The 25801-nt window shown below is 55.7% G+C and carries 32 protein-coding genes; 2 read left to right on the top strand and 30 right to left on the bottom strand.

Translation table 11 applies throughout. The features are described 5' to 3' along the window. Nucleotides 1–289: 289 nt before the first annotated feature. Nucleotides 290–868: a hypothetical protein gene (locus PKO02S_RS10820; RefSeq protein WP_127582437.1), complete on the bottom strand. Its 579-nt coding sequence runs from the start codon at nt 866–868 to the stop codon at nt 290–292. 240 nt (nt 869–1108) lie between these two features. Here PKO02S_RS10820 and PKO02S_RS10815 point away from each other — a divergent pair, with 240 nt between their 5' ends. After that, nucleotides 1109–1489: a YgzB family protein gene (locus PKO02S_RS10815; RefSeq protein WP_127582434.1), complete on the top strand. Its 381-nt coding sequence runs from the start codon at nt 1109–1111 to the stop codon at nt 1487–1489. A 52-nt stretch (nt 1490–1541) separates the two neighbouring features. Here the strand turns inward: PKO02S_RS10815 and PKO02S_RS10810 are convergent, their stop codons facing one another. From PKO02S_RS10810 to PKO02S_RS10720, 19 genes are all read right to left on the bottom strand, one after another. Continuing rightward, entirely contained in the window at nt 1542–3299 is a 1758-nt protein-coding gene (locus tag PKO02S_RS10810; protein ID WP_246066917.1) for a glycosyl hydrolase family 18 protein, read from the bottom strand. A 139-nt stretch (nt 3300–3438) separates the two neighbouring features. Next, entirely contained in the window at nt 3439–3867 is a 429-nt protein-coding gene (perR, locus tag PKO02S_RS10805; protein ID WP_127582431.1) for a peroxide-responsive transcriptional repressor PerR, read from the bottom strand. A gap of 71 nt (nt 3868–3938) precedes the next feature. Then, nucleotides 3939–5174 carry a DUF4097 family beta strand repeat-containing protein gene (locus tag PKO02S_RS10800; RefSeq protein ID WP_127582428.1) on the bottom strand — a complete coding sequence of 412 codons (1236 nt, stop codon included), beginning with the start codon at nt 5172–5174 and terminating at the stop codon, nt 3939–3941. Between the two features lie 30 nt (nt 5175–5204). After that, on the bottom strand, nt 5205–5876 hold the full coding sequence (locus PKO02S_RS10795; protein WP_127582425.1) for a DUF6677 family protein: 672 nt from the start codon (nt 5874–5876) through the stop codon (nt 5205–5207). A 33-nt stretch (nt 5877–5909) separates the two neighbouring features. Then, nucleotides 5910–6218 carry a hypothetical protein gene (locus PKO02S_RS10790; protein ID WP_127582423.1) on the bottom strand — a complete coding sequence of 103 codons (309 nt, stop codon included), beginning with the start codon at nt 6216–6218 and terminating at the stop codon, nt 5910–5912. Continuing rightward, a complete protein-coding gene (locus PKO02S_RS10785) occupies nt 6193–6822 on the bottom strand; it encodes an RNA polymerase sigma factor (RefSeq protein ID WP_246066916.1) in 630 nt (209 codons plus the stop codon). Before PKO02S_RS10785 ends, PKO02S_RS10790 begins: the two co-directional genes overlap by 26 nt. A 137-nt stretch (nt 6823–6959) precedes the next feature. Then, on the bottom strand, nt 6960–7625 hold the full coding sequence (locus tag PKO02S_RS10780) for an MgtC/SapB family protein (RefSeq protein ID WP_127582466.1): 666 nt from the start codon (nt 7623–7625) through the stop codon (nt 6960–6962). Nucleotides 7626–7881: 256 nt separating this feature from the next. After that, nucleotides 7882–9324, bottom strand: coding sequence for an Asp-tRNA(Asn)/Glu-tRNA(Gln) amidotransferase subunit GatB (gatB, locus tag PKO02S_RS10775; protein ID WP_127582421.1), 1443 nt, complete (start codon nt 9322–9324; stop codon nt 7882–7884). 22 nt (nt 9325–9346) lie between these two features. Beyond that, a complete protein-coding gene (gatA, locus tag PKO02S_RS10770; RefSeq protein ID WP_127582418.1) occupies nt 9347–10810 on the bottom strand; it encodes an Asp-tRNA(Asn)/Glu-tRNA(Gln) amidotransferase subunit GatA in 1464 nt (487 codons plus the stop codon). Between the two features lie 42 nt (nt 10811–10852). Then, the gene (gatC, locus tag PKO02S_RS10765; protein WP_127582407.1) at nt 10853–11140 is read right to left on the bottom strand and encodes an Asp-tRNA(Asn)/Glu-tRNA(Gln) amidotransferase subunit GatC; all 288 of its coding nucleotides are present in this window, start codon (nt 11138–11140) and stop codon (nt 10853–10855) included. 198 nt (nt 11141–11338) lie between these two features. Continuing rightward, nucleotides 11339–12292, bottom strand: coding sequence for an aldolase catalytic domain-containing protein (locus PKO02S_RS10760; RefSeq protein ID WP_127582404.1), 954 nt, complete (start codon nt 12290–12292; stop codon nt 11339–11341). 199 nt (nt 12293–12491) lie between these two features. Further along, complete coding sequence (locus PKO02S_RS10755; RefSeq protein ID WP_127582401.1) at nt 12492–12869, bottom strand: ATPase; 378 nt, start codon at nt 12867–12869, stop codon at nt 12492–12494. Nucleotides 12870–13049: 180 nt separating this feature from the next. Next, entirely contained in the window at nt 13050–13877 is an 828-nt protein-coding gene (locus PKO02S_RS10750) for an ABC transporter permease (protein WP_127582398.1), read from the bottom strand. Beyond that, the gene (locus PKO02S_RS10745) at nt 13874–14821 is read right to left on the bottom strand and encodes an ABC transporter ATP-binding protein (protein WP_127582395.1); all 948 of its coding nucleotides are present in this window, start codon (nt 14819–14821) and stop codon (nt 13874–13876) included. Before PKO02S_RS10745 ends, PKO02S_RS10750 begins: the two co-directional genes overlap by 4 nt. Next, nucleotides 14818–15024, bottom strand: a complete 207-nt coding sequence (locus tag PKO02S_RS10740) for a PLD nuclease N-terminal domain-containing protein (RefSeq protein ID WP_174819898.1) — start codon at nt 15022–15024, stop codon at nt 14818–14820. The genes PKO02S_RS10745 and PKO02S_RS10740 overlap by 4 nt, the downstream gene beginning before the upstream one ends. Nucleotides 15025–15045: 21 nt before the next feature. Next, nucleotides 15046–15249, bottom strand: coding sequence for a sigmaY antisigma factor component (locus PKO02S_RS10735; protein WP_127582392.1), 204 nt, complete (start codon nt 15247–15249; stop codon nt 15046–15048). Next, nucleotides 15246–15596: a DUF5345 family protein gene (locus PKO02S_RS10730; protein WP_127582389.1), complete on the bottom strand. Its 351-nt coding sequence runs from the start codon at nt 15594–15596 to the stop codon at nt 15246–15248. Before PKO02S_RS10730 ends, PKO02S_RS10735 begins: the two co-directional genes overlap by 4 nt. Then, nucleotides 15586–16122 carry an RNA polymerase sigma factor SigY gene (sigY, locus tag PKO02S_RS10725; protein WP_127582386.1) on the bottom strand — a complete coding sequence of 179 codons (537 nt, stop codon included), beginning with the start codon at nt 16120–16122 and terminating at the stop codon, nt 15586–15588. Before sigY ends, PKO02S_RS10730 begins: the two co-directional genes overlap by 11 nt. Before the next feature lie 161 nt (nt 16123–16283). Continuing rightward, a complete protein-coding gene (locus tag PKO02S_RS10720; protein ID WP_281280422.1) occupies nt 16284–17555 on the bottom strand; it encodes a M24 family metallopeptidase in 1272 nt (423 codons plus the stop codon). 128 nt (nt 17556–17683) lie between these two features. On the opposite strand from PKO02S_RS10720, the gene PKO02S_RS10715 reads away from it, so the two are divergent. Beyond that, nucleotides 17684–18538: an SMP-30/gluconolactonase/LRE family protein gene (locus PKO02S_RS10715; protein WP_127582383.1), complete on the top strand. Its 855-nt coding sequence runs from the start codon at nt 17684–17686 to the stop codon at nt 18536–18538. A 98-nt stretch (nt 18539–18636) separates the two neighbouring features. Here PKO02S_RS10715 and PKO02S_RS32335 read toward each other — a convergent pair whose 3' ends face one another. The 10 genes from PKO02S_RS32335 to PKO02S_RS10680 form a co-directional block, all read right to left on the bottom strand. Then, entirely contained in the window at nt 18637–18801 is a 165-nt protein-coding gene (locus PKO02S_RS32335) for a hypothetical protein (protein WP_164821383.1), read from the bottom strand. A gap of 99 nt (nt 18802–18900) precedes the next feature. After that, nucleotides 18901–19383: a hypothetical protein gene (locus tag PKO02S_RS10710; protein ID WP_127582380.1), complete on the bottom strand. Its 483-nt coding sequence runs from the start codon at nt 19381–19383 to the stop codon at nt 18901–18903. Nucleotides 19384–19422: 39 nt separating this feature from the next. Beyond that, nucleotides 19423–19848: a hypothetical protein gene (locus tag PKO02S_RS10705; RefSeq protein ID WP_127582377.1), complete on the bottom strand. Its 426-nt coding sequence runs from the start codon at nt 19846–19848 to the stop codon at nt 19423–19425. A gap of 30 nt (nt 19849–19878) precedes the next feature. Further along, entirely contained in the window at nt 19879–20025 is a 147-nt protein-coding gene (locus PKO02S_RS32330; RefSeq protein WP_164821388.1) for a hypothetical protein, read from the bottom strand. Nucleotides 20026–20054: 29 nt separating this feature from the next. Further along, nucleotides 20055–20204, bottom strand: coding sequence for a hypothetical protein (locus PKO02S_RS32325; protein WP_164821387.1), 150 nt, complete (start codon nt 20202–20204; stop codon nt 20055–20057). A 29-nt stretch (nt 20205–20233) separates the two neighbouring features. Continuing rightward, on the bottom strand, nt 20234–21145 hold the full coding sequence (locus tag PKO02S_RS10700; protein ID WP_373865205.1) for a type II secretion system F family protein: 912 nt from the start codon (nt 21143–21145) through the stop codon (nt 20234–20236). Nucleotides 21146–21192: 47 nt separating this feature from the next. Further along, entirely contained in the window at nt 21193–22164 is a 972-nt protein-coding gene (locus PKO02S_RS10695; protein WP_127582371.1) for a type II secretion system F family protein, read from the bottom strand. Further along, complete coding sequence (locus PKO02S_RS10690; protein WP_127582368.1) at nt 22158–23630, bottom strand: ATPase, T2SS/T4P/T4SS family; 1473 nt, start codon at nt 23628–23630, stop codon at nt 22158–22160. The genes PKO02S_RS10695 and PKO02S_RS10690 overlap by 7 nt, the downstream gene beginning before the upstream one ends. Then, nucleotides 23618–24892, bottom strand: coding sequence for a CpaE/TadZ family protein (locus PKO02S_RS10685; RefSeq protein ID WP_127582365.1), 1275 nt, complete (start codon nt 24890–24892; stop codon nt 23618–23620). Before PKO02S_RS10685 ends, PKO02S_RS10690 begins: the two co-directional genes overlap by 13 nt. 36 nt (nt 24893–24928) lie before the next feature. Further along, complete coding sequence (locus PKO02S_RS10680; protein WP_127582362.1) at nt 24929–25639, bottom strand: SAF domain-containing protein; 711 nt, start codon at nt 25637–25639, stop codon at nt 24929–24931. Nucleotides 25640–25801 lie beyond the last annotated feature (162 nt).

The raw sequence follows: 25801 nt of genomic DNA, 5'->3' as shown, positions 1-25801 counted from the left end.
ATTCGCTATACTTGCACGCTCGTTGTTCAGTTTTCAAGGAACAATCTTCGTCGTCGTCGGCTTCACAACCTTCCGAACAGCGACTTTATTAATGTACCACATTTGCCTACTTCATTGCAAGCACTTTTTTCTCATCCTTGCTGCCGATCGTTTGCTGTCGACTGCTGTTGAAGGGGCGAGAATTAATTTAACACAGGAGCGCAAACAAAGTCAAGCTTATTTCCGAATGGATTATACTACCAAAAAACGCCCGGCCAGGTTGTTCGCCTGCCGGGCGTTTAATGCGATTTCAGCATACTGTGTACTTCAATTCCAGAAGCAGCGAGTCGTCCGCCGATACCGCCACCTCGCGAACCAATTCCTTGCGCGACATCTTGGCCATCAACACCGGCAGATCCAGCTTCAAATCACGAAGCTCCGGCTTTTCCGACAAGTCCTGGAGACTCCACGGCTCCGGCCGGCTGCGAATCACGTCCAGCAGCACCGAGCAGCAGCTCTCCATCTTCGACATAATCGCAAACTCGCAGGCAAGCAAAACAAGCTTCACACGCTGCTCGAGAGACTCTTCGTTGGACGTAATCTCTTCGTACAGCTTGTGCACTCCCGGATTCACCCTGCGCACTTGCGCCCACACCATCTGCTCCGGCTCCAGACCTTCCTCGATGATGACGATGCGCGCCCAATGCTGCAGCGCCTCCAGCACCTGTTGATAAGCATCCAGCAAATAAGCGTCTTGCATGAATGCTTTGCTCTGCAAGTAGCTCCGCAGAAAATAGGAGAACTCGACTTGCAGCCATTGTCGCCGAGGATCAGCGGTATCGCCGCCTCGGTCTTCCTTCAAACCGTTCGTATACATACGACATTCCATAGCAATCACTCCTCGTATCATCCGTTGGATGACGCACCTGGTCGGTCCGCACACGTCCCAATGCTCAAGCTGTGAAGGATCCGGCATCGTCCTTGTATACGGATTCGGTCTTGACTATAATGAGTAAGAGAACAACAAGACGGATGTTTTACATCAATTCTACATTAGGGCGTCGGTTTCCTGCATTCGGCGTCGTACAAAATGTGAAATCCGGAACGCCAGCAGAAAAGAGGACTGATGATGTTTTTCAAATCCAGTAAAATCAATGAGTTTCGGCTCTGGGGGCTCTTGCTCACGATGGGCGGCATGGCGATTATGATCGTAGGTTTGGCCGGCATCGTCTTCGATTGGGGCAAGGTCGGCAAGCTGATCGCGGCCATCTTCATGGTGCTAGGCATGATCGTCATGCTCGGCAGCGTCATTATTTATTTCTGGGCCGGAATGCTCTCCACAAGCGCTGTCTCTCTCGTCTGCCCTGAGTGCAACAAAATGACCAAGATGCTCGGCAAAACAGACCGCTGCATGTTCTGCAAGACGATTCTCACGTTCGACGCCAAGTATGCGGACGATCACGCGCACGATCACAAACACTCGCCGGAGCAGGCGACTCCAACCTCCTAACCAAACAAAAACCCGGCCATACCGCGAGCACACGGTATCCGGGTTTTCTTTGTTACGGCTTCGACTCCAGCGTCGTCTGGATCAGATCCCAAATCGCAGGCGCCTCATAGCCTCTCCGCCAAGACGCCACACCCGCCAGATCGTATTTTTTCACCAGCTCAATCCGCGCTTTGACCGAAACCTCGTCTTCCAGCCATATTTTATTCAGCGCTTCGCCTTCCTTGTATTCCACATAATTCTGCCCGATCTCCGGCAAAAATACAGGTGTCAGCTTCTTGTCCTTCGCGGCGTTCCAAGCGGTCTCCATAAAGACGGCTCTGGACGATACTGTAGGTTTGCCGTCCTTCATCTGCTCGGTCCAAATCCGGGTATAGAATGGAATGCCCAGCACCAATTTGCTCGGCGGCACCTTGTCTTCCTTCATAATCTGCACAATCGATTTCTCCACCCATGTGAGCGAGGATACCGATCCGGCTACCGGACTGGCTGCATAATGCTCATCGTAAGCCATCACCATCATATAATCCAAAGACTCGTTAAGCGCTTGACGATCATAGAACATCGACCAGTTCTCGCTAGACGACTTCACCGTCACGTCCATGGACAGCACCAACCCTTGCTCATGCAGCAGCGGCGCCATTTCCCGAATAAACTGAGTGAGGTTCGCCTTGTCCTTCAAGTTGACGTTCTCGAAATCGATGTTGATGCCTTGCAGTTTGTACATCTGGGCGAAAGAGAGCAGCTGCTTGATCATCTTCAATCGGCGTTCATGCGTGGACAGCGCTTCGGTCGTAATCGCCGGATCGAAGTTGTTGTCGAAGAGCGCCCATACTTGATAATTGTTCGATTGCGCCCATTTGACATAAGCCGCATCGGCATAGTTCTTAATATTGCCCTCGCCATCCAACAGGTGGAACCATGTAGGGCTAATCACGTTCAAGCCCGGCATCGGACCGATCTGGGCGGTGTTCGGATTTTTGGTCGTTACATGCTCCCAGGTCATATTGATTTTCCCGCCTGCCGGTTTCCATGGTACGAACGGAGGATCCTGCTTAGGCGTAGGGATGCTCTCGGTACCGCCGACTGCAAGATGTTTCTTTTGCACATAGCCCGTAATACCGTTTTTCCTCTGAATCAAATACCACTCGTCCAACTCGTACAAAATCGAAACCTGTTCCTCCGGCTGCAAATCGGCTACGATCGGGAACTTGATGCCCGCAGACTTGCGCAGCGCCACGGTTTTCCCAGGCTTCGCATTCGGCAGCGAGACCGTCGCCCATTGAATCGTCTGGCCCACTCGATACACCATGACGATGCCGCTCTCCTCGGATTCGCGAATGTCGAGACCGTAGTACGTACGCAGCGATTCTATCGGCAAAAAGACGCTCCCTGACGACTTCTCTACCGGAAAACGGAGCGTGATCGGTTTATCGTTCAGCATGCCGGTCAGCATGTTCGTTTTGAGTTGAATGACTTTATCCTTGGTCGTGATGATAACGGAATCGGAAGCCGCCTCGTAGAGGAGTGTCGGGTCGATCTTGTCGCGGATAAGCGAAAGCGGGAGCTTCAAGCCTTCTTTCGTGCCCAGTGCCTCTTCCTTCCAGATCGCGCCTTCGAAATAAATCGGCTTCTTCTTGCCTTCCAAATCGGGTTCAGCCCGCTCCGAGCTGGGATAATAGACGGAAAACCAATAATAAGTGCCTCCGGCCGAAGCCGCTACAAGCAATAACAAGCTAAATATGATCCAAAAGCGAAACGCGCCTCTCCTCGGAGGCCGGACTCGCCTCATCTCGGTTGCAGTGAGCTCCATCTTTCCCCTCCCTCAAGCTATAAAGGCCAAACAAAAAGACGTGTCCGGTTCTCCCCTCACGGAAAAAAGCCGGCACGTCTAGTATACTTGAATCGTCGCTTGAACACGATATGAAAAGTTTTCTGACTGTAAATTTAAACTAGTGGACCTTGGCGCAATTCGGGCAAAGCCCGTGCACTTCCAAACGATGCCCTCTAACCTGGAATCCGGTCTCCCTGGACGCCGCCGCTTCCACGTCATGAAGAGGCTCATGCTCGAAATCGACAATAATGCCGCAGCTGTCGCAGATCGCATGATAATGATCGGACATGTCCGAATCAAACCGGCTGGAGTCATCCCCGTAAGTCAGCTCGCGGACGAGTCCGGAATCGATAAATACCCGAAGGTTGTTGTATACGGTCGCAACGCTCATGCTAGGAAAACGATCGCCCAATGCCTTGTAAATATCGTCGGCTGTAGGATGCGACATGGAATCCAACAAGTAGGCCAGAATGGCATGCCTTTGAGGGGTCATTCGAACACCGGTCGTTTTCAGTTTTTCGAGTGCTTGTTCAAATCGAGATGTCATCCTGCTCACCACCACAAAGTTTGTTAGATATGTCAGCTTCCTTATATTTTACGTTTGTGGCGTCGTTTTTGTCAATCCGCGCGCTGCAGGGAAATGCCAGCATTGGAAGTCTCGATCTTGATTTTATGCTCGCCTCCGCCGATCCGCCCCTTCACTTTTTTGTCGTTGTTGCTCACCTCAAGCGGCAGATTGGTCGAAACGCTGCCGCCGCGTCCGTCCACTTCATAACTGCCGGTAGAAGGAAGCCGCAGCTCCACCTTGCCGTTGCTCGAGCCCACCTTCCAGTCGCCGCCGACCTGTCGGGAGCTCACGCTGACCGATCCGTTGCTCGTATCGATCTCCATTCCCGCAGACGGATCGGTAACGGTGACACGCCCGTTGTTCGTATCGGCCGTCAGCTTCCCGGAGATACGGTCTGCCGTGATAGACGCATTGGAGGTTTCCAAATAAGCCGTTCCGCCAATATCCTGCGCCGTAATCGAGCCGTTTGACGTTTCAAGCCGGATGGCGCCTTGCACCGAATTGACTTTGACCGCACCGTTGCTCGTGCGCACCTGAACATCGCCATGCAGCTCCGCAAGCGTCACGCTGCCATTCGAAGTGTCGGCTTCCAGCAAATCCTTGAGCGGAATGTCCGCGGCTTCGATCGATCCGTTCTTTCCTTTAAGAACCCAGTTCACTTCCCGATTGCTCGGAACCGTCACGACCAGCTCGATGTGAGGCTGACGCCCCCACCACCAGCCTTTCTCCTCGCTCTCCGTAACCACGGTAAGAGTGGAGCCCTCCGAATAAACGAGCTGCGTCTCGGTGGCGATTCGCTCGGCTTCCTTCTCATCACTGCGATTCACCCAGACGGTCCGCTGGATTTCCAGCCCTGTTCCGGTGCCCGATTTCACGATTATGCTGCCGTACGGGTTATCGATCGCCACTTTCTCCGTCCGCTCGGACAGCGGAATCGTTGTCTTGTCCAGCTCGAATTTTTTGCCCAGCTCGCCTTTCACGATCGATTCCCAGTTCATATTCTGGAACCACTGAGTAGGCAGCCATCGCGATTGCGTCACGCCGACAACGGCGATCACCACGACAACCGCGATCAGCACACCCCCGACGTCCAACCGCAGCTGCTTCTCGCTTTTCTGATATTTCAAATTGATCCACAAGTATTCGATCCCCAGCAGGATTAGGATGAGCGGCCACCAATCCAGCACGTAGCCCAAATAATTCGTATCCGCCGCCTGGTCGTACAGCAGCATAATGCCGACAACGACCATGATGATCGCCGACGTAATTCTCCCTACTCGAATCATGAAGCTCTCCTCCTAGAGGTTGATGGGCGGTTACTTCGAGTCGCTGCTCCGCAGGAACAAATAAGCGCCGGCGGCGATGAGGATAACGGCTCCGATATAGGAACCCCCGGTGTTGATCGCGCTCGTCAGCCAAGAAGGCTTGTTGCTGAGAAAAAAGAACAGCGCCCCTACTCCGATCAGCAGCCAACCGGCGCGATTCCCTTTCGTAAGCGCCTGGAACGGAATCGGCTCCTCCGGACTCGGAAACGGCTGCGCAGGATGACCGCTGTAATAACCGTATTGATGCGCGCGCAACCGATCGACCAGCTGCAGGGCGTCGAACACATTATAGAAGTAAATGACCGGCAGCAGCAAGGCCAGAAGCGTTACAACCGAGGCGCTCATATTCGGCCCTGTCGAGATCTGGACGATGGAGACGATGCCGAGGATGAACGCCAGCATTACCATGACGCCGCGCTGCATATAGCCGATGTAGAAATGCCCCAAACCTGGCACCATAAGGGCCAGCAGGGCAGCCAGAAACTTGCTTTTGCCGCGAGGCGGCTTCACAGATGGATTCGGATACAGATAAGGGTTGTACCCTGGTTGAGGCGGGAACGGTTCGGCGGTGCCGTCAGGCTGCACGCCCGTCCCGGGCACCCCCTCCGGACGCGTCGTAGCATAAGGCGTATGCAGTGGGTTCGGTTTCTCATGCTCCGTCATACTTTCTTAAACCTCCTTTTAAAGGATAACCGCCTAAAACCAATTCGCTGCGAGGGCGATCGTATGGCCTACCATTTCCTGAACGGCCAAGCTGAAGGAGCCCCCTTGAACCGAGATAAGCGCCGACCAGAGACCGGTAGCGACGAACAGGAACGTAGCCGCCGTGGCGAATAGGGCGTTCGCCAGCTCCGCATGAAATCGGCTGCGTGTGTGCTGGCTGGGGACGCTTGGGGACGAGGCTCCTGCTTCAAGCCGCCTCATCACCTGCGCCGTAAATGTGGCGGAAGGCTCCTCCAGCTGCATCCGACTTTCGATTTCATTCCATAACGGGTCTTGTTTCATGCGGATTCGCCTCCATCCATTTTTGCTTCAACAGCGCCTTGCCCCTGTACAATCGCGTCTCGACCGTCTTGACCGGAATCTCCGCGATCTCGGCGATTTCCTGAACGGCCAGCTGCCTGTAGTGGTAGAGGAACAGGATCAGCTTGTATTTGTCCGGCAGCTCTCCAAGCAGACGCAGCATAAGCTCCTGCCCTTCCTTGGCCACCGCCTGCCGTGCGGGGTCATGCTCTCCGTGTGCGGCCGGTCGAACCTTCAGCTCGCGACCCAACCGCTCCAGCAGCCGGCTGAGCGGATGGCGCGCCTTGGCCCGCTTGTAATCGGTAGCCGTATTGGCGGCGATGCGGTAGAGCCACGTCGTGAACTTGGACTCGGCCCGATAGTGGCCGAGCGAGCGGTACAGCTTCAGGAATACGTCCTGAGCCAAGTCCTCCGCCGCCTCGCGATGGCCGATCATCTGGAGCAGGAGCGTGAAGATGTAGCTTTTGTGCCGCTCCACCAGCTCGCGAAAGGCCTCCTTGTCGCCTGCTCCTGCCTTTACGGTTAACTGCTCGTCGGTCCGGGCGTCTGCAGCCGGCGGTTCCATGGGCTCCGATGCCTTCAGCACGGACTGCACCACCTTTCTCTCTAACGAAGGATTAGACGACGGACAGGAGAAAACTCCTTCATATTGTGCCAAAATAAACAGGAACCGCCCGAAGACACAGTCCCGGACGGCATTGGAATTGTATGGACTTTACGCGATCACTCGATGGTCACTCCCAACACGCCTTCCACTTGACGCAGCTCATCCGTAACCGGAAGCAGGACATCGTTGCGCGGCAACCGAACGGATAGATGAATCGCAATCTGCTCTTGATCGCCGGCTCTCCGTTTCTCTTCAATGACTACTTTCCGAATATCGACCGCCCGTCTGGCCAAAACCGCGGAAACCGCAGCCAATGCACCTGGACGATCCGGCATATCAATGTGGACGACATGTGTTCGCTTGCGTCCGCGCAGGTAGCGTTTCTCCACCTTGTTCAAAATGTACAAGACGAGCAAGACGCTTACACAGGAGATGAGGGCCGGGTAGTAGAAACCCGCTCCGACCGCCAGGCCGATTGCCGCCACTACCCATAATGAAGCCGCTGTCGTTAATCCGGAAATGGAGGAGCCGTTGAAAACGATCGTTCCCGCTCCGAGGAAGCCAATCCCGGTAATGACGTTGGCCGCAAGGCGCGCCGGGTCCATCCGCACGTTGTATTCATCGACGAATTCGTTGAAGCCATACATAGACAGCAGCATGATGAGCGCCGCCCCCAAACAAACCAGAATATGAGTACGCAAGCCCGCCGCGTGATTGTTCTGCTCCCGCTCGAGCCCCACAAGTCCGCCTAAAAGCACAGCGAGCAGCAATCTCGCCGTCATATGCCACAGATCGATGTCCCATGGACTGTTTACGACTGTTTCCAACTGAATGCCTCCTTCTATTGCGATGTAACTCTATATGTATAGAAGCGCAGAGACGAACATACCTGCATCGGTCGAAAGAAAAATGAAAACGCTTGCCGCGTGGATGCTTGAAAAGCGGCACCCCTGCAGACCCGGATCGCAATAGTTGCCGCTATGCGCCGTCCGTACGGGGGCCGCCCTATAAGCTTCCTATAGGCGAAGCGCTCTTAACTTATCCGTTCAATACTTCGAGAATGAGCTTGTTGGCCAGGCCCGGGTTCGCTTTGCCCTTGCTTTCCTTCATCACCTGGCCGACGAGGAAGCCGATCGCCTTCTCCTTGCCCGCGCGGAAGTCCGCCACGGACTGCGGGTTGTTCGCGATGACTTGCTCCACGATCGACTTGATCGCGCCTTCGTCGCTGATCTGCACGAGCCCTTGCTCCTCGACGATCTGCTGAGGCCGCTTGCCGGATTCGAGCATCGCCTTGAACACGGTTTTGGCGATTTTGCCGCTGATGGTGCCTTTCTCGATCAGGCCGATCATCTCGCCCAAACCTTGGCCGGTGATCTTCACTTGATCGATCTCGACGTTGTTCGTATTCAAATAAGCGAGCAGGTCGCCCATCATCCAGTTGGATACGGCTTTGGCGTCCTTCGTGTAGCTCAAGCTCGTCTCGAAGAAATCCGCCAGCTTCATGGAGGAGGTAATGACGTCCGCGTCATAAGAAGGCAGCCCATACTCGGACGAATAGCGCTGCTTGCGCTCATCCGGCAGCTCCGGAATCGTCGTGCGGACAGACGCCTTCCACTCGTCGGAGATGTGCAGCCGCACGAGGTCCGGATCCGGGAAGTAGCGGTAGTCATGCGCCTGCTCCTTGCCGCGCATCGAGAACGTCTTGCCTTGGGCTTCGTCCCAGCGGCGCGTCTCCTGCACGATCGTGCCGCCTTCCGACAGCGTCTCTGTCTGGCGCAGCACTTCATACTCGAGACCGCGCTGGACGCCGCGGAACGAGTTCATGTTCTTCAGCTCGGCCTTCGTGCCGAACTTCTCTTGCCCGTACGGACGCAAGCTGATGTTGGCATCGCAGCGCAGCGAGCCTTCCTCCATCTTGACATCCGAGACGTCGCAATATTGCATGATAGCTCGGATTTTCTCCAGGTACGCGCGAGCTTCCTCCGGCGAACGGAGGTCCGGCTCGGAGACGATCTCGATCAGCGGCGTGCCGACGCGGTTGAAGTCGACGAGCGAGCCGTAGCCGCCGTCGACGTGGGTCAGCTTGCCGGCGTCTTCCTCGAGATGCACCCGGGTGATGCCGATCCGCTTCGTCTCGCCGTTCACTTCGATGTCGATCCAGCCATGCTCGCCGACCGGCTGGTCGTACTGCGAGATCTGGTACGCCTTCGGCGAGTCGGGGTAGAAATAATTTTTGCGGTCGAACTTGCTGTGCGTGGCAACGGTGCAGTTGAGCGCCATCGACGCCTTCATCGCGTACTCGACCGCCTGGCGGTTCAGCACCGGCAGGACGCCCGGATGACCGAGGCAAACCGGGCATGTATTCGTATTCGGCGGCGCTCCGAACGAGGTGGCGCAGCCGCAAAAAATTTTGGAACGGGTATGGAGCTCTACGTGAACCTCCAGGCCGATGACCGTTTCATAGCGTTGTTCCGACGACATCTATCCTCTTCCTCCTAACAGGTTACAGCTGCGGACGCAGCTTGTGATAATCGGTATGCTGCTCATAGGCGTGCGCGACACGAAGCACGGTCGACTCGTCGAGCGCCTTGCCGATGATTTGCAAGCCGACCGGCATGCCGTCCGCAAGTCCGCAAGGGACGCTGATCGCCGGAATGCCCGCCAAGCTGACCGGAATGGTGAGAATGTCGTTCAGATACATCGTCAGCGGGTCGCCGACTTGCTCGCCGATCCGGAACGCCGGCGTCGGAGCGGTAGGGCCGATCACGACGTCGTAGCTCTCGAACACTTTGTCGAAGTCTTGTTGGATCAGCGTGCGGACTTTCTGAGCCTTCAGGTAGTAGGCGTCATAGTAGCCCGAGCTGAGCGCATACGTGCCAAGCATGATGCGGCGCTTCACTTCGGGGCCGAAGCCTTCGCTTCTCGACCTGTGATACAAGTCCAGCAGGTTGGCCGGATCGGTGGCGCGCACTCCGTAGCGGACGCCGTCAAAGCGGGCCAAGTTGGACGACGCTTCCGAGGATGCGAGCAAGTAATACGTAGCCACCGCATATTCGGTATGCGGCAGGGACACTTCCTCCCACACGGCGCCTAAGCCTTCGAGCACCCGGAGTGCAGCCAGCACCGCTTCCTTCACTTGCGGTTGGACGCCGGCGCCGAGGTATTCGCTCGGTACCGCGATGCGCAAGCCCTTCACATCGCCGGTCAGCGCCGAGATGTAATCCGGGATGTCGACGTTCGCCGAGGTGGAGTCCTGCGGGTCGTGACCGGCAATCGTCTGCAGCACGTAGGCGGCGTCTTCGACATTCTTGGTCAGCGGGCCGATCTGGTCGAGCGACGAGGCGAACGCCACGAGGCCGAAGCGCGAGACGAGGCCGTATGTCGGCTTGAGGCCGACGACGCCGCAGTAAGCGGCCGGCTGGCGGATCGAGCCGCCGGTGTCGGAGCCGAGCGCGAAGTACACTTCGCCCGCCGCCACAGATGCGGCGGAGCCGCCGCTCGAGCCGCCCGGCACGAACTCGGTGTTCCACGGGTTGCGCGTGGCGAAGAAGCTCGAGTTCTCGTTGGAGCCGCCCATCGCGAACTCGTCCATGTTCAGCTTGCCGACCGGCACGGCTTGTCCGGCGCGCAGCTTCTTCATGACTGTCGCGTCATAGATCGGGTTATAGTTGCGCAGGAATTGGCTGGCGCATGTCGTCGTCAGCCCTTCGGTTACGATATTGTCCTTGATCCCGGCAGGCAAGCCGAACAGAAGCCCTCGTTCCGTAGCCGAGCCTTCCATTAAGTGCTTGTCGTATGCGCCCGCCGTCTGCAGCGCGTTCGCTTCGTCCAGCGTCAGGAACGCCTGCACCTTCGAATCGACTTCCCCGATGCGGCGGTACGATTCCCGCACGAGATCGGTCACGCTCAAATCCCGGCCCGCAAGCCGCGTATGAATTTCTTGCAAGTTCAAGTCAAACAAAGACAAAGCGAGTTCCCCTTCCTATTCTATGTGTGACGCGTGGCTAAGCTATTCCAGAACCGCCGGCACCTTGAACTGGCCGTCTTCTTCGTCCGGCGCGTTCAGCAGCACTTTCTCGATCGGCAAGGAAGCTCTCGGCTCATCCGCCCGCATCACGTTCACCAGCGGCATCGCATGGCTCGTCGGCTCTACGCCGTCGGTGTTCAGCTCGTTCAGCTTGTCCGCATATTTCAATATCGCATTCAGCTGCTCCGTGAACGTCTGTTTCTCCTGCTCGTTCAGATCCAGCCGGGCCAGCTTGGCCACATGCTCCACGTCTTGAATCGAAATACTCATTCCAGCACCTCATTTGGTTAGCAAAATCATTCTATCTATTATAGCCTACATCTAAGGGGAACTCAATTTGTTCTAGTGCTTGGAAAGGGTAGTTTGCGGCGGGAATGGGAGACTTGAAAAGTAACCTGTCGGATAACAAAAAAGCCCCCGCAGCGATCGACCGTGGAAGAAAGGCCGATGCTTAGGAGGCTTGTTCGCTTACTCTTGTGTGGACACTTCGGCGGAAGTGAGCTTGTCGTAGAACTCGGCATACTTGTCCTTGTCCGCGGAATTGCGCAGCGCCATCGCCACGCGAGGATGCTCGTTCAGCATGCCCGAGATCATGTAAGGGATGATGTAGCCCCACTCGACCTTCTCGCGCAGCGGGATCATCCGGCGCTCGATGACTTCGAGGATCGGGCGGATTTCGTAGCGCGTATGCTTGAGATAGCCGACCAGCAGCTCCGTGTTGCAGTTGCCGGCCGCACGGCCCATGCCGTATACGGAAGCATCGAGGAACTGCACGCCTTTAGCGGCCGCCGTGATCGTATTCGAGAACGCCAGCTGCATGTTGTTGTGGGCGTGGATGCCCAGCACCTTGTTCGGGAGATGCTTCTGGAACTTCTCCACCAGGTGGCCATAGTCGATATGGTCCAGGCTGCCGTAGGAGTCGACGATGTACACGACGTCAACCGGGCTGTTCGCGATTTCCCGGAACGCCTCGATGAGCTCATGCTCCATCACGTGGGACAGCGCCATGATGTTAAGCGAAGTCTCGTAGCCTCTGGAGTTGAAGGTGTTCACCAGGTCGAGCGCCTTGTCCAAATCCTTGATATAACAAGCGACGCGGATCATGTCCAGCATGCTCTCGCTTCGGTCGAGAATGTCGTTCTCATCGACGCGGCCGATGTCGACTAGCGCCGACAGCTTCGTCTGGCCTTTGTTCGGGATGACTTCGCGCAGGAACGCTTCATCCAGGAAGCGCCAAGGGCCGGCATCCGCGCCTTTCAGCAGCTTGGGCGAGTTTTTGTAGCCGATCTCCATGTAGTCCACGCCAGCCGCATCCAAAGAGTAGTACAAGTCCCGTACGAACTCGACGCTGAAATCCCAATTGTTGACGAGGCCACCGTCACGGATTGTGCAGTCGAGAATTTTGCAGTTGTTCTCTTTCATTTGCTCGGTAATCCTCCCGAAATGGTAGTAATGTTACTCATCATAGCTTATCATTCGACAGCGTGTCAATCGATCCGGACGGGGTGTTGAAGAGGGGGCCACCGATCGTTCGGACGGAAGCGGCGGAAAAGAAAAGAGATGCCTGCGGGATTCAGGCATCTCTTGCATTTATATGGATTGTGTAAAAGTTCGGGGTCGGTCAAATCCAAGCCTTCAAGTTGATTTGCCTGATGAAATCTTCGCGGCTCTGCACTTCTTTGTTTGCTTCCGGCACCGCATCCGTCTCTTCCCCGTTCATGATTCTACGGAACAGCTCCTCGTTGCGCGTCGCCAAGGCGAAGTCGATCAGCGCTTCCCGCTCAATCCGATCTGCTTCTTCCTGAAGCAGTACTTCTTCCATCTCGATGTCCGTCGCCGGCACATAGAAATGTTTGTTCATCTTCGGCACCCGCACGACATAATCGAATACGTTGTCCGCGTTGCGGTCGTAGGCGATGACATACCCGTAATCGCCTAGTGGCAAGCTCAGCTCCAGGCTGTCGTTTATGAAGATGACTTTGGATCCCAAGCGCAGCATTGTGCATTCCCCCAAATCGGCCAGCCGTCCAACCTCCTGCCTGCGCGTGTAGTCCGGGGCGGGCCGCTAAATCTCGTCCTGATAGCAATAGGTATAATACCTATCGTACTAAAAAATAGGCGAGGTGTCTATTGAATCCGCAGGGGGAAATGAAAAAATGGACGATTGTCAGGCAAGCGGTTAAGAGGAGCCCAGCTTGCGCTGAAAAAGAGGCACGGCCGCTTCCATTAAGAGAGGGATGAGCGCCAGTGCCAGGAGGATGCTAACCAGTACCGGGTGAGCTATCGCGCCACCTCCTGCTCCGGCAGCGCCGGTGAGCCATTTGGCGGCATGCCCGGTGAGCGCGGTGGGGCTCCATTGCATCCGCCCTGCCAGAAGTCCGGTCACGACGGACAGCAGCGCGAGCGTGCCGATGACGACGAATGCGATAGCTCCCAGGCTGCGAAGGCCGGAGCTCGCCAGCACGGTGAAGGCTGCGATTACGCCGAACCAGAGGACATACAGCCCGATGCTTCGCAACGCTGCGACCGGATCCACATGTCCGATCAGCACCTCCGTGTAGTACCAGCCCGCCGCAGAACCGGTCGTCAGTGCAGTCAGTGCGAGGCTCATCAGTCCGGCCCATTTGGCCAGAAGGTAAGAGCGGACTGGAACGGGCTTCAGCATGACCATGTGGATCGCCCCGCTCGCCCGTTCGGCGGCGACGACGCCCATCGAAGCCAGGACGAATACCAGTATGCCGATGGAGCTGAACTGGGACAGCGTCTTCGCCATCATTTCTCCGGCGGACGGCGTAGGGATCTGAATGACGGTGCCTTCCGGCAATCCTCCCGAAGCCTGCAAAATTTCCGGCATATAATAAGTAGAGATCGGTTGAGTGGCGCCCAGCAGGATGAATACGAGCGGCACCCATAACCACTTGTAGCTGCGCCGCATTTCGAGCAGTTCTTTGCGATAGAGCACGAGGAATTGCGTCATTAGCATAGGGACTGTCGGTTGAGTGTTCATCGGGTGCTGCTCTCTCCTTCCACGACCTGCATGAACAGATCCTCCAGCGTCGATTGGCCGAATTCCAATTGCCGGACGGGAATGGCTTGCTCGGCGATTGCTCGGCAAACGAAAGCTCTTGCCTGTTCCATTCCGCCTTCGTCCGGAGCAACCTCAAGCGTTGCGCTGCCAATCGATTCGTTGATATGGACCGAGTGGATAAAGGGCTGGTGTTCCCAACCGGAAATAGTGTTAATGAAAGGAGAGTCGCCTGTTATTCGGATAAGCGGGCGTCTATAGCGATTGCGGACGTCCGCCAGTTCTCCGGCTACGGCTATTTTCCCCTTATGAAGAAGAAGCACGTCATCGCACACCGCTTCGGCATCATGAAGAACATGCGTCGAGAACAGCAGCGTCGTCTCCCGCTTGAGCGCCTGCATCAGCTCGAGCACCTCGCGGCGGCCGATCGGATCGAGCGCAGACACCGGCTCGTCCAGCATAAGCAGCTTCGGGCGGTGGATCAGCGCCTGGGCGATGCCGAGCCGTTGCTTCATGCCGCCCGAATAGCCGCCGATATAGCGTTTGGCCGCTTCTCTGTCCAGGCCGACTGTCTCTAGCAGCTCGGCGGCGCGAGCGGCCGCTTGTTTGGCGGAGAGATGCGCCAGACGGCCGGTCATCTCCAGCAGCTCGCGGCCGCTCATCCAGTTGAAAAAGGCCGGATGCTGCGGCAGGAAGCCGATCCATGCCCGGAGATCGGGCGGAGCGCCATCGGTGAAGCGGATCGCGCCGCCCGTCGGACGGATCAGCCCGGCCAGCATGTTCAGCGTCGTCGTTTTGCCGGCACCATTCGGTCCGAGCAGCGCCATGCAGCGGCCTTGCCGGATGCCGAACGATAGGCTATTAACGGCGATGTGGCCGTTGTCGAACTTTTTGGTGAGGCTTTGCACCTCCATCAAACCGCTCATCTATCCCGGCTCCTGCCCAGCACGAAGTAAAGAATGGGTCCGATCGTATTGACTAGAATGATGACGAGAATCCAGAGCCAACGCGGCCCGTTCGTGCGCTTCGCACGGAGGCAGTCCGTCAAAGCGACGATAAGCAGCAGCAGTTGAAGGACAAGCAGGGGGCCGATGATGCCCCAGTTGAGTTGATCGATCAAATCGTTCATAGGTTCCATTCCTTCCTCATATTAAGCGGATTTCTTTTTTCTCCTGACGAGCCACAGATAAAACAGGATGGGCAGCGGGAATTGGATCAGCCCCCAAATCCCCCAGAACCAGGGGTATGTGTTTCGGCGCCGCGCGTCGGTGAACAGCCATGTTCCTTGTCCGAGCAGCAGGAAGGGAATCAAAGCGAGCAGCCAAATCGGAACGCCGTCGATCGTCGCATTCATTCGCGGCTCACCCACCCTCGGTTGCGGATTCGGATGGCCAGCCAGATTGAAAGCCCGAGCAGCAGGATAGGCAGTTGCAGCCAAGCGAACAGAAGCGGAGTCCGATAGACGACGGCGAATACGATCCCTACAAGGAAGAGGGCCGCCAGCCAGAACAGCAGAAGATCGCGAAGGAGTGTGCGCTTGAGTTGGTTCTGCTGCTGTGCAATCATCCGTTCCAAATCGGCGAGGTCGGGAATCGGGACGGGAAAACGCTCATCGTTGTCCAGCTTGCCTAGCTGTTGTTTGAAATCCAGCTCCCATTCCGGTGAAGGCGAAGTATTCTTGTTGCGATCGTCACTCCTCACGTACCAACCGCTCCTTTCGTAATAGTCGAACGCCGTTATGGATGCGGGATTTGACCGTCCCCAGCGGGATGTCCAGCATCTGTGCAATTTCTTCGTAGGGGTAACCGTAGTAGTGCTTCAATATGATGGGCACCCTCATCTCCTGTGTGAGCACCGCCAACGCGTCCATTAGCTCGCTCCAGTCTTCACCCCATTGCCGCCCCTGCCACTGAATTCTTCGGGACTCCGCCGACTGCTGCTCCATCCATTCCCGCTCGAGCCGGCGTCGGCGCAATTGATCCAAGTAGAGGCGAGTGGCGATCGTGATCAGCCAGGAGGACAGCTTAGACTTGCGGCTGTCGTACAGCCTGATTTTCTCCACGGCCTTCATCATCGTCTCCTGCGTCAAATCCTCGGCGGTCGGTGGATGCAGCGTGATTTTGAGCAAATATTGATAAAGGATGGCGTATTGCTCGCGCAGCAGCTGCGCCAACGCCCGGACGTCGCCGCGTTGGGCTTGCCGGATGAGATCGGTTTGGTTATTCATCGCCTGTTCATCGCCATCCGTCGACGCTCCCTCCTTCTCTTTCTCTATTGATTATCGCGAGCTGCAACTAGTACGAATGGGCGGGCGAAAAAGTTCATTGATTTCGAAAAAATTTTCAACCGGATCGAAGCTCCGTCGGAATCGGGTACGATTCTTTTTTGTTAATTATGTGCACCGGGCAACCGAATTAATCCCTCGCGTGTGGAGGTGAGCTTCTCGAAGCCGTCTTCCGTGATGACATATGAATTCTCGATGCCGACGACCCCGCGGCCGGGGAACGTGAATTTGGGCTCGATTGCGATAACCATCCCGGGCTCGAGCGGATACGAGAAGCCGCGGGCGAGCACCGGCAGCTCGTCGATTTCCAGGCCGATCCCATGACCCAGGAACTTCACTTGATCGCGGCCGAAGCCCATAAAATGCTCGCTCAGGCCGGCCTGCTTCACTTGATCGAGGGCATTCATGTACAGCTCCTCGCAAATGGTGCCCGGGCGGAGCCGGGCTTCGGTGCTACGCAGCACTTGTTCGCTCAGCTCGTAGGCGCTTCGCAGATCCTCGGGCAAGTCGCCGATGACGACCGTGCGCGTCATATCGATCACATAGCCGTCGATGCAGCAGCCGACGTCGATGAGGATCGGTTCGTTCACGCCGATCGGGCGGCGGCTCGCGCTCTGCGGCGCGGCCGGGCCCAGCCCGAGTCCGCCGGCCGGACCGTCGAAGTAGGTCGGCTGCGCAGCCGCATCACCGGCGCCGATCATGCCGGTGATGATCTCCTGGTTGTAGCCGCGCATGCGCATGAGCCCCATATGGCCGTGCAGCCGGATCGACGCTTCGACGGCGGCCATCAGCTCAAGCTCGGTCATGCCGGGCACGAGCTTGGCGAGCGCCTGCTCGAACGCCGCGTCGATCGTTCGCGCGGCCGTCCGGATCGCCTCGAGCTCGCGAGGCGACTTGAGCATGCGCGTCTCGCGGACGAGCATCGAGCCGTCCACCCAGCGGGCGGACGGGACGGCCGCCTCGAGCCGCTGGAACTGCTGTACCGGCAGCACGTCGTACTCGGCCGCCAGCACGACGGGCGGCGCATCGGCGGCGCGGCCGGCGCCGAACAGCTGCGGGCTGCAGGCAGCCAGCCCGGCCATGAACTGCCGCAGCGAGCCGAGCTCGCGCACGGGGACGGCGGCCTCGCGTTCGGCCCGCGACAAGCTGCGGCGGACGAAGAACACCGCTTCGCCCTCCGTCGGGATGAACAAATACCCGGTCTGCATCGAGCCGGTGAAATAATACAAATCTACGTTCTGCGTAAGGATCATGCCGTCCATGGCTTGCGCACGCATTTTATCCTGAAGCCGCCGCCGGCGCAGCAGCGTTTCGTTCCTCTGGTCATTCGTCTGGTCAGACGCCTGGCTTGTAGTCGCCATATTCCATCCCATCATTGCAGCTCTCCTCTTCCAACTTCCCTGGCTAGTTTTATCGTTTCCATTATACACCGGAAGCGCGTCAAGCAGGAAACGAGCCGCGAAACATCGAAACTATACGGAAAAAGCTGAAGGAGAACACAAAAATGACCGCCACACATTCCGACGAGCTGTTCCAAAGCTCCGTCCTGACGCCGGTCGGAGGGTTTACGTCCGGCATCGAAGGACCTGCAACCGCCGAAGACGGCACTGTATATGCCGTCAATTATGCAAGAGAAGGCACGATCGGCCGCGTAACGCCGGCTGGAGAGACGGATCTGTTCGTGGAGCTGCCGGCCGGCAGCAAAGGGAACGGCATCCGGTTTAACCGGGCCGGCGCGATGTTCATAGCCGATTACACCGGCCACAATATATTGAAGGTCGATACGGACACTCGCTCGATCAGCGTATTTGCCCATCAGCCGTCCATGAATCAGCCGAACGACGTAGCGATCGCCGATGACGACACATTGTTCGCCAGCGACCCGAACTGGAAGGAAGGCACCGGCCAGCTGTGGCGCATCGATCGGGACGGGGCGACGACGCTGCTCGAAGCCGGGATGGGCACGACGAACGGCATCGAAGTAAGCCCCGACAACAAGACGCTGTACGTCAATGAAACCCGCCAGCGCAACGTATGGGCTTACGACTTGGCGCCGGACCAATCGATCAGCAACAAACGGCTGCTCATCCAGTTCGAGGATCACGGGATGGACGGCATGCGCTGCGATGTCGACGGCAATCTGTTCATTACCCGTTATGGCAAAGGGACGATCGCCATCGTCTCGCCTGCCGGGGAGCTTCTGCGGGAAGTGCAGCTGCACGGCAAAAACTGCAGCAACATTACTTTCGGCGGCCCCGACGGCTGTACGTGCTACGTGATGCTGCAGGATCAGGGCAACATCGAGACATTCCGAACGAATCGGCCGGGCCGCGAGTGGCAGCTGATGCATCGCGTGTAATCGCCCGTCCGCTCGCTCTCGTCCAGAACCAAACCAAACAGCCCTTGGCGGGTGCCGAATAAGCACACCGCCGAGGGCCGTCTTTCAATTACGCCATGTTAGAACATTGGGAATACGTATCGGACGAGGAAGTACAGCGCTCCGAAGAAGATGACAATGTAAGCGGCGTACTTGATGAATGTCGAAGCGACTTGACTGGAGTCCATCCGCTTCTCGACAGTCGTACGGTCGATTTCTACATTCCGGTTTTCGTTGATCGCCATGATCAAACATCTCCTTTCCATCTTACACTTGGGATTCGCTTCCTTGCTTCTTACTACCCGATCCGCCCCCTCTTGAAACAAATGCACCTCGCACCGCAGCTAATACACCAGCTCCCCAACACCTTTCAAATGCCATTCCACCGGACGAAGCACACGGAAAACTCGTGGGTATTCCACATGCACGACCATAACGACACCTGGCCGATTCAACGTCACCTCAACGTCGTAAGAGGCATTCGTATACGTATAAGGGAAAGCTCTGTCTTCATTAATAACCTCGAACACGACGACTTCCGCCCCTGCCTTCCAGAAAGCTCCGGGCAAAGGCTCATTCGCCGAATCCAGATGCATATTCGCTTGCAAATAGGCGAGTCCCGCCGATTCCGCCTGCACGGCGTCCAAAGCGAAGATACCATCCGCCAGCTTAGCCTGATCCACCTGCTGCACCGCCGCATGAGCCGCCCGGTTGACCGCTCGTTTGCCTTCGAACAGGGCTTGCAGCGCCCCTTGCTCATCCGTCTGCAAAGCATTCATTACGAGCAAAAATGCCAACAGCAGAACGAACAGCAGCAGTTTGTGCATGCTTTCTTTCTCAGCCTCCTTCTCTAGTCCTGTCTGCGGTCAAGGTACGTACTCGCTCATCTTCACTCCCGAGGCCGCCATTCGGGCTCCCGCCACAGGAGGTGTAACGCCTATCAAGCGGTCCAGCTCGAACAATCGCTCGTACGGATAGCTGATCCGGAGCTGCAACCCGACACCTCGCCTGACTGGCCGCACCGGGTTCGCGCCGTCTACACCGCTGGTCGTGCCGACCTCATACTGAAGCAAGGAAGGCGTGAATCCTTTCTGCTCCAACCGTATCCTGGAAGCCGCGATAGCCGCATTGTCGATATACCCGTGAGCGCCGTTCGCCCCCATCTCGAGCAAATAGTCTACCTCCTGCTGCAGCACCGCATTTCGCACCATCAGCACATGCTTATACACCGGAGCGAACATCGCCCAGCACAATATCCCTGCGAATAATACGAACACTAGGATTTGTTTCACCAGGCCCCCTCCCGTCTCTGAAAAAAATGGTCACGGATCTATCGATTCAATGACATCCCCTACGGTGTTCCCGCTGCCGCGCACCCGAGCACGCATTCCCTCCTCTCCACCGATCGATGCGCTGTAGATGACCAGGATGACCAAGATCAGCATAACTGCCGCCAAAATCTGCTTCATTTGTGAATGTCCGCCGCTACCTCTCTTGCTTACGGAGCAAGCGATGTAATATTCGTGTTGGCTGTCGTTCCGTGTGTCTGGATGTTCCGACGCATGCCGGTGTTGTTGTCGTTGATGATGGAGGTGAAGAGCAAAGCAACTACAATTAGCATCATGACAGTTACCAAAATATTCCTCAATTAGATTCATCCCTTCTATATAAATGGGTTTATTGCAACGTTTGAAACAGCTTCTGACCCTCCATCACCCATGGATAAATAAAAATGCGGAACGTGTTCAAAATGGGCAACCCTGCGATCACAAACAGCGCATAAGAGGTCGTTTCCTTCCGGCTGTCTTTGGCCAGCTCAAGCTTTTCCTTGTAGTCGTGGAGCCTTTCGCGAAGCAAGCTATAATAATCGTTGTTCTCGAACAACCGAATGGAATTGATCGTTTCCCCGAAGCTGTACGCTTCCTCTGTCCCAAGCCGCTCCTTGAATCGCTTCAGCGCGGACTCGGCGCCTGCATACCATTCGTTGAGCAGCAGTTGCAGCTCTTGGCGAATCATTTTAGTGAAAGGAAGGCATCGCGTGAGCTTATGATGAAGATTCATTTTCGACCCGTTATAGTAGAGCAGTTGGTGGCTCAGAGTGTAAATTTCTTTCATGATCTGCTGAGCGCGATATTTGCCCATGGACTCCAAAAGCACTCGATCCGCAACCAGCAGCAGGAAAACAATCGATCCGATCAGTAGAACATATACGGGCGGAAGGCCCGCTGCATCGAGACGCTCGCTGAATCCGAATCGTTTTCCGAAAACAATCAAACCGACAGTGGCGCCTGCGCCGACCATTCCCAAACGTCTTCCCGTTTCATAACCGATTGCATCGAAGCGAACTCCGCATCTCGCCAGCAATTGCCGTTTGTATTCCACGCCAGGCGAATCCGTGCGGATCGCTAACAAGCGGAGCCACACCTTCGGCACACGCTGCCGCCGCAGCCATCTTTTCCAGACAAGGGACGGCCAACGGGCTCGCCTTCTGGACACTGACAACAGCGCATAATAAAACGCCGCAAACGCTAAGCCGAACAAAGCGGTATAAATCGCTACATCCAACCAGCCGTACCCCCAAAATGGCATATCCTTCAATCTTGCTTCCACTCTCCTTCCATGTATGAGACAGTCGTCTACATTCTTCGCATCGACAAATAAATGCCCATCAAAAACGAAGCGAAAATGAACAATCCCCCGTCCAACACCATATTTCGCCCCGCAGGATCGTCTATATAATAGCGCCATGCGTTCTCGAAGTTCAGCTTGAAATTAACGCCCAAAAAAATAACTAGAAAAAAGACCGAAGAAAAATTGGCAATCCGTATTTCCAACAATCGATTGCGTTCGGCTTGATCGGCCCGCTGGGCGCGGCGCATGTCTTGGATCAGCTCCCGCAGCGGGTCCCCGATTTCGATCCCTTCCGATAGGCCGATTCGTAGAATATTAGCAAAATAGACGGCCCATAAATGGCCCAACGCTACGGTGAACACCCTCAGACTGTCGTCCGCAGTCCGATTCGTGGCCAAGTTACGGTGCAGTTGCTCAAAGACGCTCCTCATCGGATACAACATCCGGTCCTCCTCCAGGGTTACATGCAAAGCGGTTCGAATGCTTCGCTGACCGGAGACGAGATAATATTGATAAAATAGCTCCACCGCAGGCAAAAAATCGAGCCGGGCTTTCATCTGAAGACCAATCAGCTTCATGCGCAGCACCAAATAGGGCATCGTCCCGGAGATGGAAGCCAGAACCGCAGCTCCCTTGATGCTGCCGAACAGAAAAGCTCCTGCTGTGGCTCCCCCAATCGTCAACAGCACCATCATATAAAGCAACATCCCTAGTGACATCGAAGATCGTAGCGACTCCAGCAAATCGGTCAAATGCCCGTAAAGCGGGCGAAACCGGCTCATATAGCGCGTTATCCGGCTGGAAATTGCCGTCTCGTGAACATAGGCAAGCCGCTGCCGAGCGGCCGAGCGGCATAGCGATGCCAACAGCAATAGCCGAAGCGCACCATAGAGAAGCAGGAACAGCACCAGTAGAAATCCGAGCTTCACGATTTGCAAGACGCCCTCACTCAATCCGAGCCCAAAACTTGTCAGCATCGCTCCTCACTGCCACTCTTCACCACAGCGGAATCGAGGGCATTATACTTTTTCACGCGATCGGACGCTTTATTAGACAGTTGCACCGGGTAAGTCCAGCCACCTGTTGTATGATCATACCGGACAAGATCCCGCACGCGAACCTCCTCTTCCGCAAAAACGTACTCACCGATACGCAGTACCTTTCTTCGTCCGTCTACAAGTCCCATCTCAATGCCTATCTGCGTGACGTACTCCGTAATGCGCTTGATCAATTGCCGCGGATTCATCCCCCTCCCATCCAGCATGCACATATCCGTGATTGCATCAGGCACATCCTCGAGCGCATTCACATGCACCGATGTCATGCTGCCCTCATGTCCACGCGTGCAAGCACGCACGTAAATATTAGCGTCCTCGTCCCTAATCTCGGCATGACAGATTCGCTTCGGCGACTGTCTCAGCGCCAGCTTGAACGCCTGACTCCCCGAATGCTGCCGATCCTCCTCATCTATCTCATATTCAATGATGTTCTTGGCGGGAAAATCCCGTTTCAGCATCAGCTCGTATCGGGATTCAATCGTAATCAATCGTTCGTCGTCGGGGAGTTCCGCGATCAGAGCCTTGATCAGGCTCGTCTTGCCCGAGTTCGTAGGGCCTGTGATGACCAAATTGAATCGACTGCGAAGCAAAGTAAGAAGCAATTGTCGAACGGGTTCGTTAATCGTTCCGTATTCTTGAGCGCACAGCATGTCCAAGCTGTAATAACGCTGCGTGTAAAAACGAATCGTTAGCGTAGGCTCTGCAGTAAATCCAAACCCGGTCATTGTGACTCGAGATCCGTCCTTGAGCGATACTTCCGCCCACCGTTTGCGAGGATTGATCACCTCATTGTTGAACAGGACCAAATTTTGCTGGATCCGTTCTACCTCCTTCACATTTTGGAATTTGTAAGGTGAAACGATGGCATGACCGGCACGCACTTCATAAATATCCCTGCCTACAACTTGGATTTCTTCCAAGCCGTCCCGGTTTTTCATCACCAGCTCCAGCACATGCAAACCTATCACTTCCGCAAATACCGCTTCCGATAGTGTCTCGTACACTCGGTTGGGGGGCTGGATGTGGTTCAACCGTTTCTTAGCCAGTTGATCGCTCACGATCGCTAGAAACTGTCCACGCTCCTGCTCGAACCCCAATACCGCACGGTTCAAGGCTTCACTGTATTTGAGCTTGTCTTCGTCGGTTTTGCCTGCGGCGGCGACGAGAACGGCACGAATTTCTTCCACGCATCGCTCGAAGTCCTCGGTTTTAGTCTCGTATTCCGGTTGATCTTCTGCCAGGGTCGTCTGAAAAAGCTCTTTCTCAGTGGTTGAAGGCTTATGCCCACTATCCGGGACTGCCTGTGCTGTCTTCTTAGCCCTCCTCGCCTCCGCGGAATAAAGAAGCAGCGAAAATTTCGTCTCTTCTCCGACTACGCCTCCCATTTGGTTGCTTTGCCTCTCAAACGCAAGGAGTTCATGCCCGCCATCCACTTGCGCACCGTAGAAGCCTCGGGGACAGGCTCCGGTTTCCGCGTCAACTGATGGTAGCGAATGACGCCGTCCGCAATTCTCGCCAGCTCTTGCCGAATCGGTTGACGACCGGTCAGCAGCTCCAACAGTTTGCCTTGATTCAATAAGGAGCCTACATAAGGATACCGATGAATTTGGCCAACCAGCTGCATGCCGGTTTCCAGCCGAACATCCTTGAGCGAGAGCTGACCGCTGCCCTCCTGCTTGTCCGTCTGGGTTACGATTAAATCGAAGGAGGAAGGTGCAATGCCAAAAGTCGAACCTAGGTTAAACAGCCATCGATTCGTATCCTCCTGAAAATGCGCAATCTCCTTCGTCGTCACCCAGTATCGACCGTCCGCCCCCAGCAAGCTGCACAGCGTCGCCGCATTGTCCCAATAAGCTCCGACCTCAACGATGACTAGCTCGAAGGCGCCTCGCGCCACTCGAAGCAGAAACTCGATATCCTCCGGCATAAAATATTCCGATTGCTCCCGCAGCATATTCCCATAGAGGACATGCAGGTTGGGGTTCCCCCGTATCGATTCGCATGCTTTCTGCAATCGTTCCGACGTCAGACTTCTGGAGCGCAGCTCCGCCCGCAGCTGATCCAGAGTAAATGCCGGCTTGTCGTTGCCGATATAGCGGTGAAGCTTGGAGCTTTTCAAATTCAAGCAGATGTACCCGATCCGATGAATCGTTTCATGCGCGAGCCGCAGAGCGGTACCGAAAGCGGTCAACGTAGTGCCTATATTCGGGGTGGAGCCGATGAAAACAAGCATTTTCGAGCCGCTTCCCATATCCGCCGAACGAACGGCACCACGGTGTTCAGCCAGCTGCTGCAAAATCATGTCGCGTGTACGATGCGGCGAGATCCAGTTGAACCCATTCGCCAAACAGGTTTTCATCCATCGCTCGTTCACTAGCCGGTCGTGGCGGTCGCTAAGCATAACGCTCAGCTTCAAGCTCGGTTGGCGTTCTCTTAGCGCTTCCGTATATTCGCAAAAGGCACCGTAATCGAAATAGCGATCGGAAAGCACCGCATAGTCGATGCCGCCTCCCCGCTCAACAGCAGTAAGAAGCTCATGCGGCTCCGTATAAACAACAAAGCTTGTCTCGAGTTCCGGCGGCGACTGTTCTCTCTGAGACAGCCATAAATGATTCAAGCTTTCGTCCGAAGACAATAACGCCAACATGTGCGGTTTGCACCTCCCTTTAGTTTCATGAAATGGTTATTGGGTTGCCTCTCCTTTGATCGACGAGGCTGTTAGGGCGATGACCAGCTTCGCTTTTTTGGTTTTGCAAATCCGGTCGATCTCCAACCACTCCGCCCCCGTCAAATTCAAGTTGATCTGATCGATCGGTCCGTTCGCTTCCGTTCTGGAGGCATACATCATCTCCGCATCCGAGTTGATTCTGGACATCAGGTTCGATTGTTTGGGATTATCCACCTCCACATTGGCCGAAGATTTGACGGATGCTACGCGGATCTCGTGGTCAAACAGCTTGCGCGAGTCGCCTTCTCCCGAAGATAAATAGATTTCTACCGAATCGCCTGCCCGAATCCCGTTGGATAATGAAAGAATATAGTCCTTAGGAATTTGAAACGTGGATTGGGAGGCATTAGGAAGCAGATGAAATCGATCTACCTTCCACAGCCAAATCGGCTCGCGCGTACCTAGAGGAACGATCGCTTCCGCTCCGATGACCGTAGAAGCGTCGGCCGCCATTCCCGCACGAAATGACCCTGCCGTGACCGGGATCCGCTCCACCATCTCGGCTGTAATCAAAGTGCCTGCCGGGATAAAATGTTTGGGCGCCAGGACGCTTACCGTCTCCTGCAGCTGAACTTGCTTCAGCTGCAGGACGTAGACGCCGTAAACGAGCGCCCCAGCCAACAAGGCCGCCGTCAGGCTGATCAGCAAGCTTTTCCCGCGACTCATGGTCCTCACCTCCTTCTAAGGGGAAAATGAAAAAGGACGCAATGCCGGTTAATCCGGTCATTTGCGTCCTTCGCAAACTTGTTGAATTGGATATATCTAAATTACCATATTTGTTTTATTATGTAAACCACCTTTTGCGACATTTCTCTACATGATTTGGAG

The sequence above is a fragment of the Paenibacillus koleovorans NBRC 103111 genome, from assembly GCF_004000845.1.
GTDB lineage: Bacteria > Bacillota > Bacilli > Paenibacillales > NBRC-103111 > Paenibacillus_AA > Paenibacillus_AA koleovorans.
Note: the sequence above shows the minus strand (reverse complement) of the source record. Positions and strands in the feature narration are given on the sequence as shown.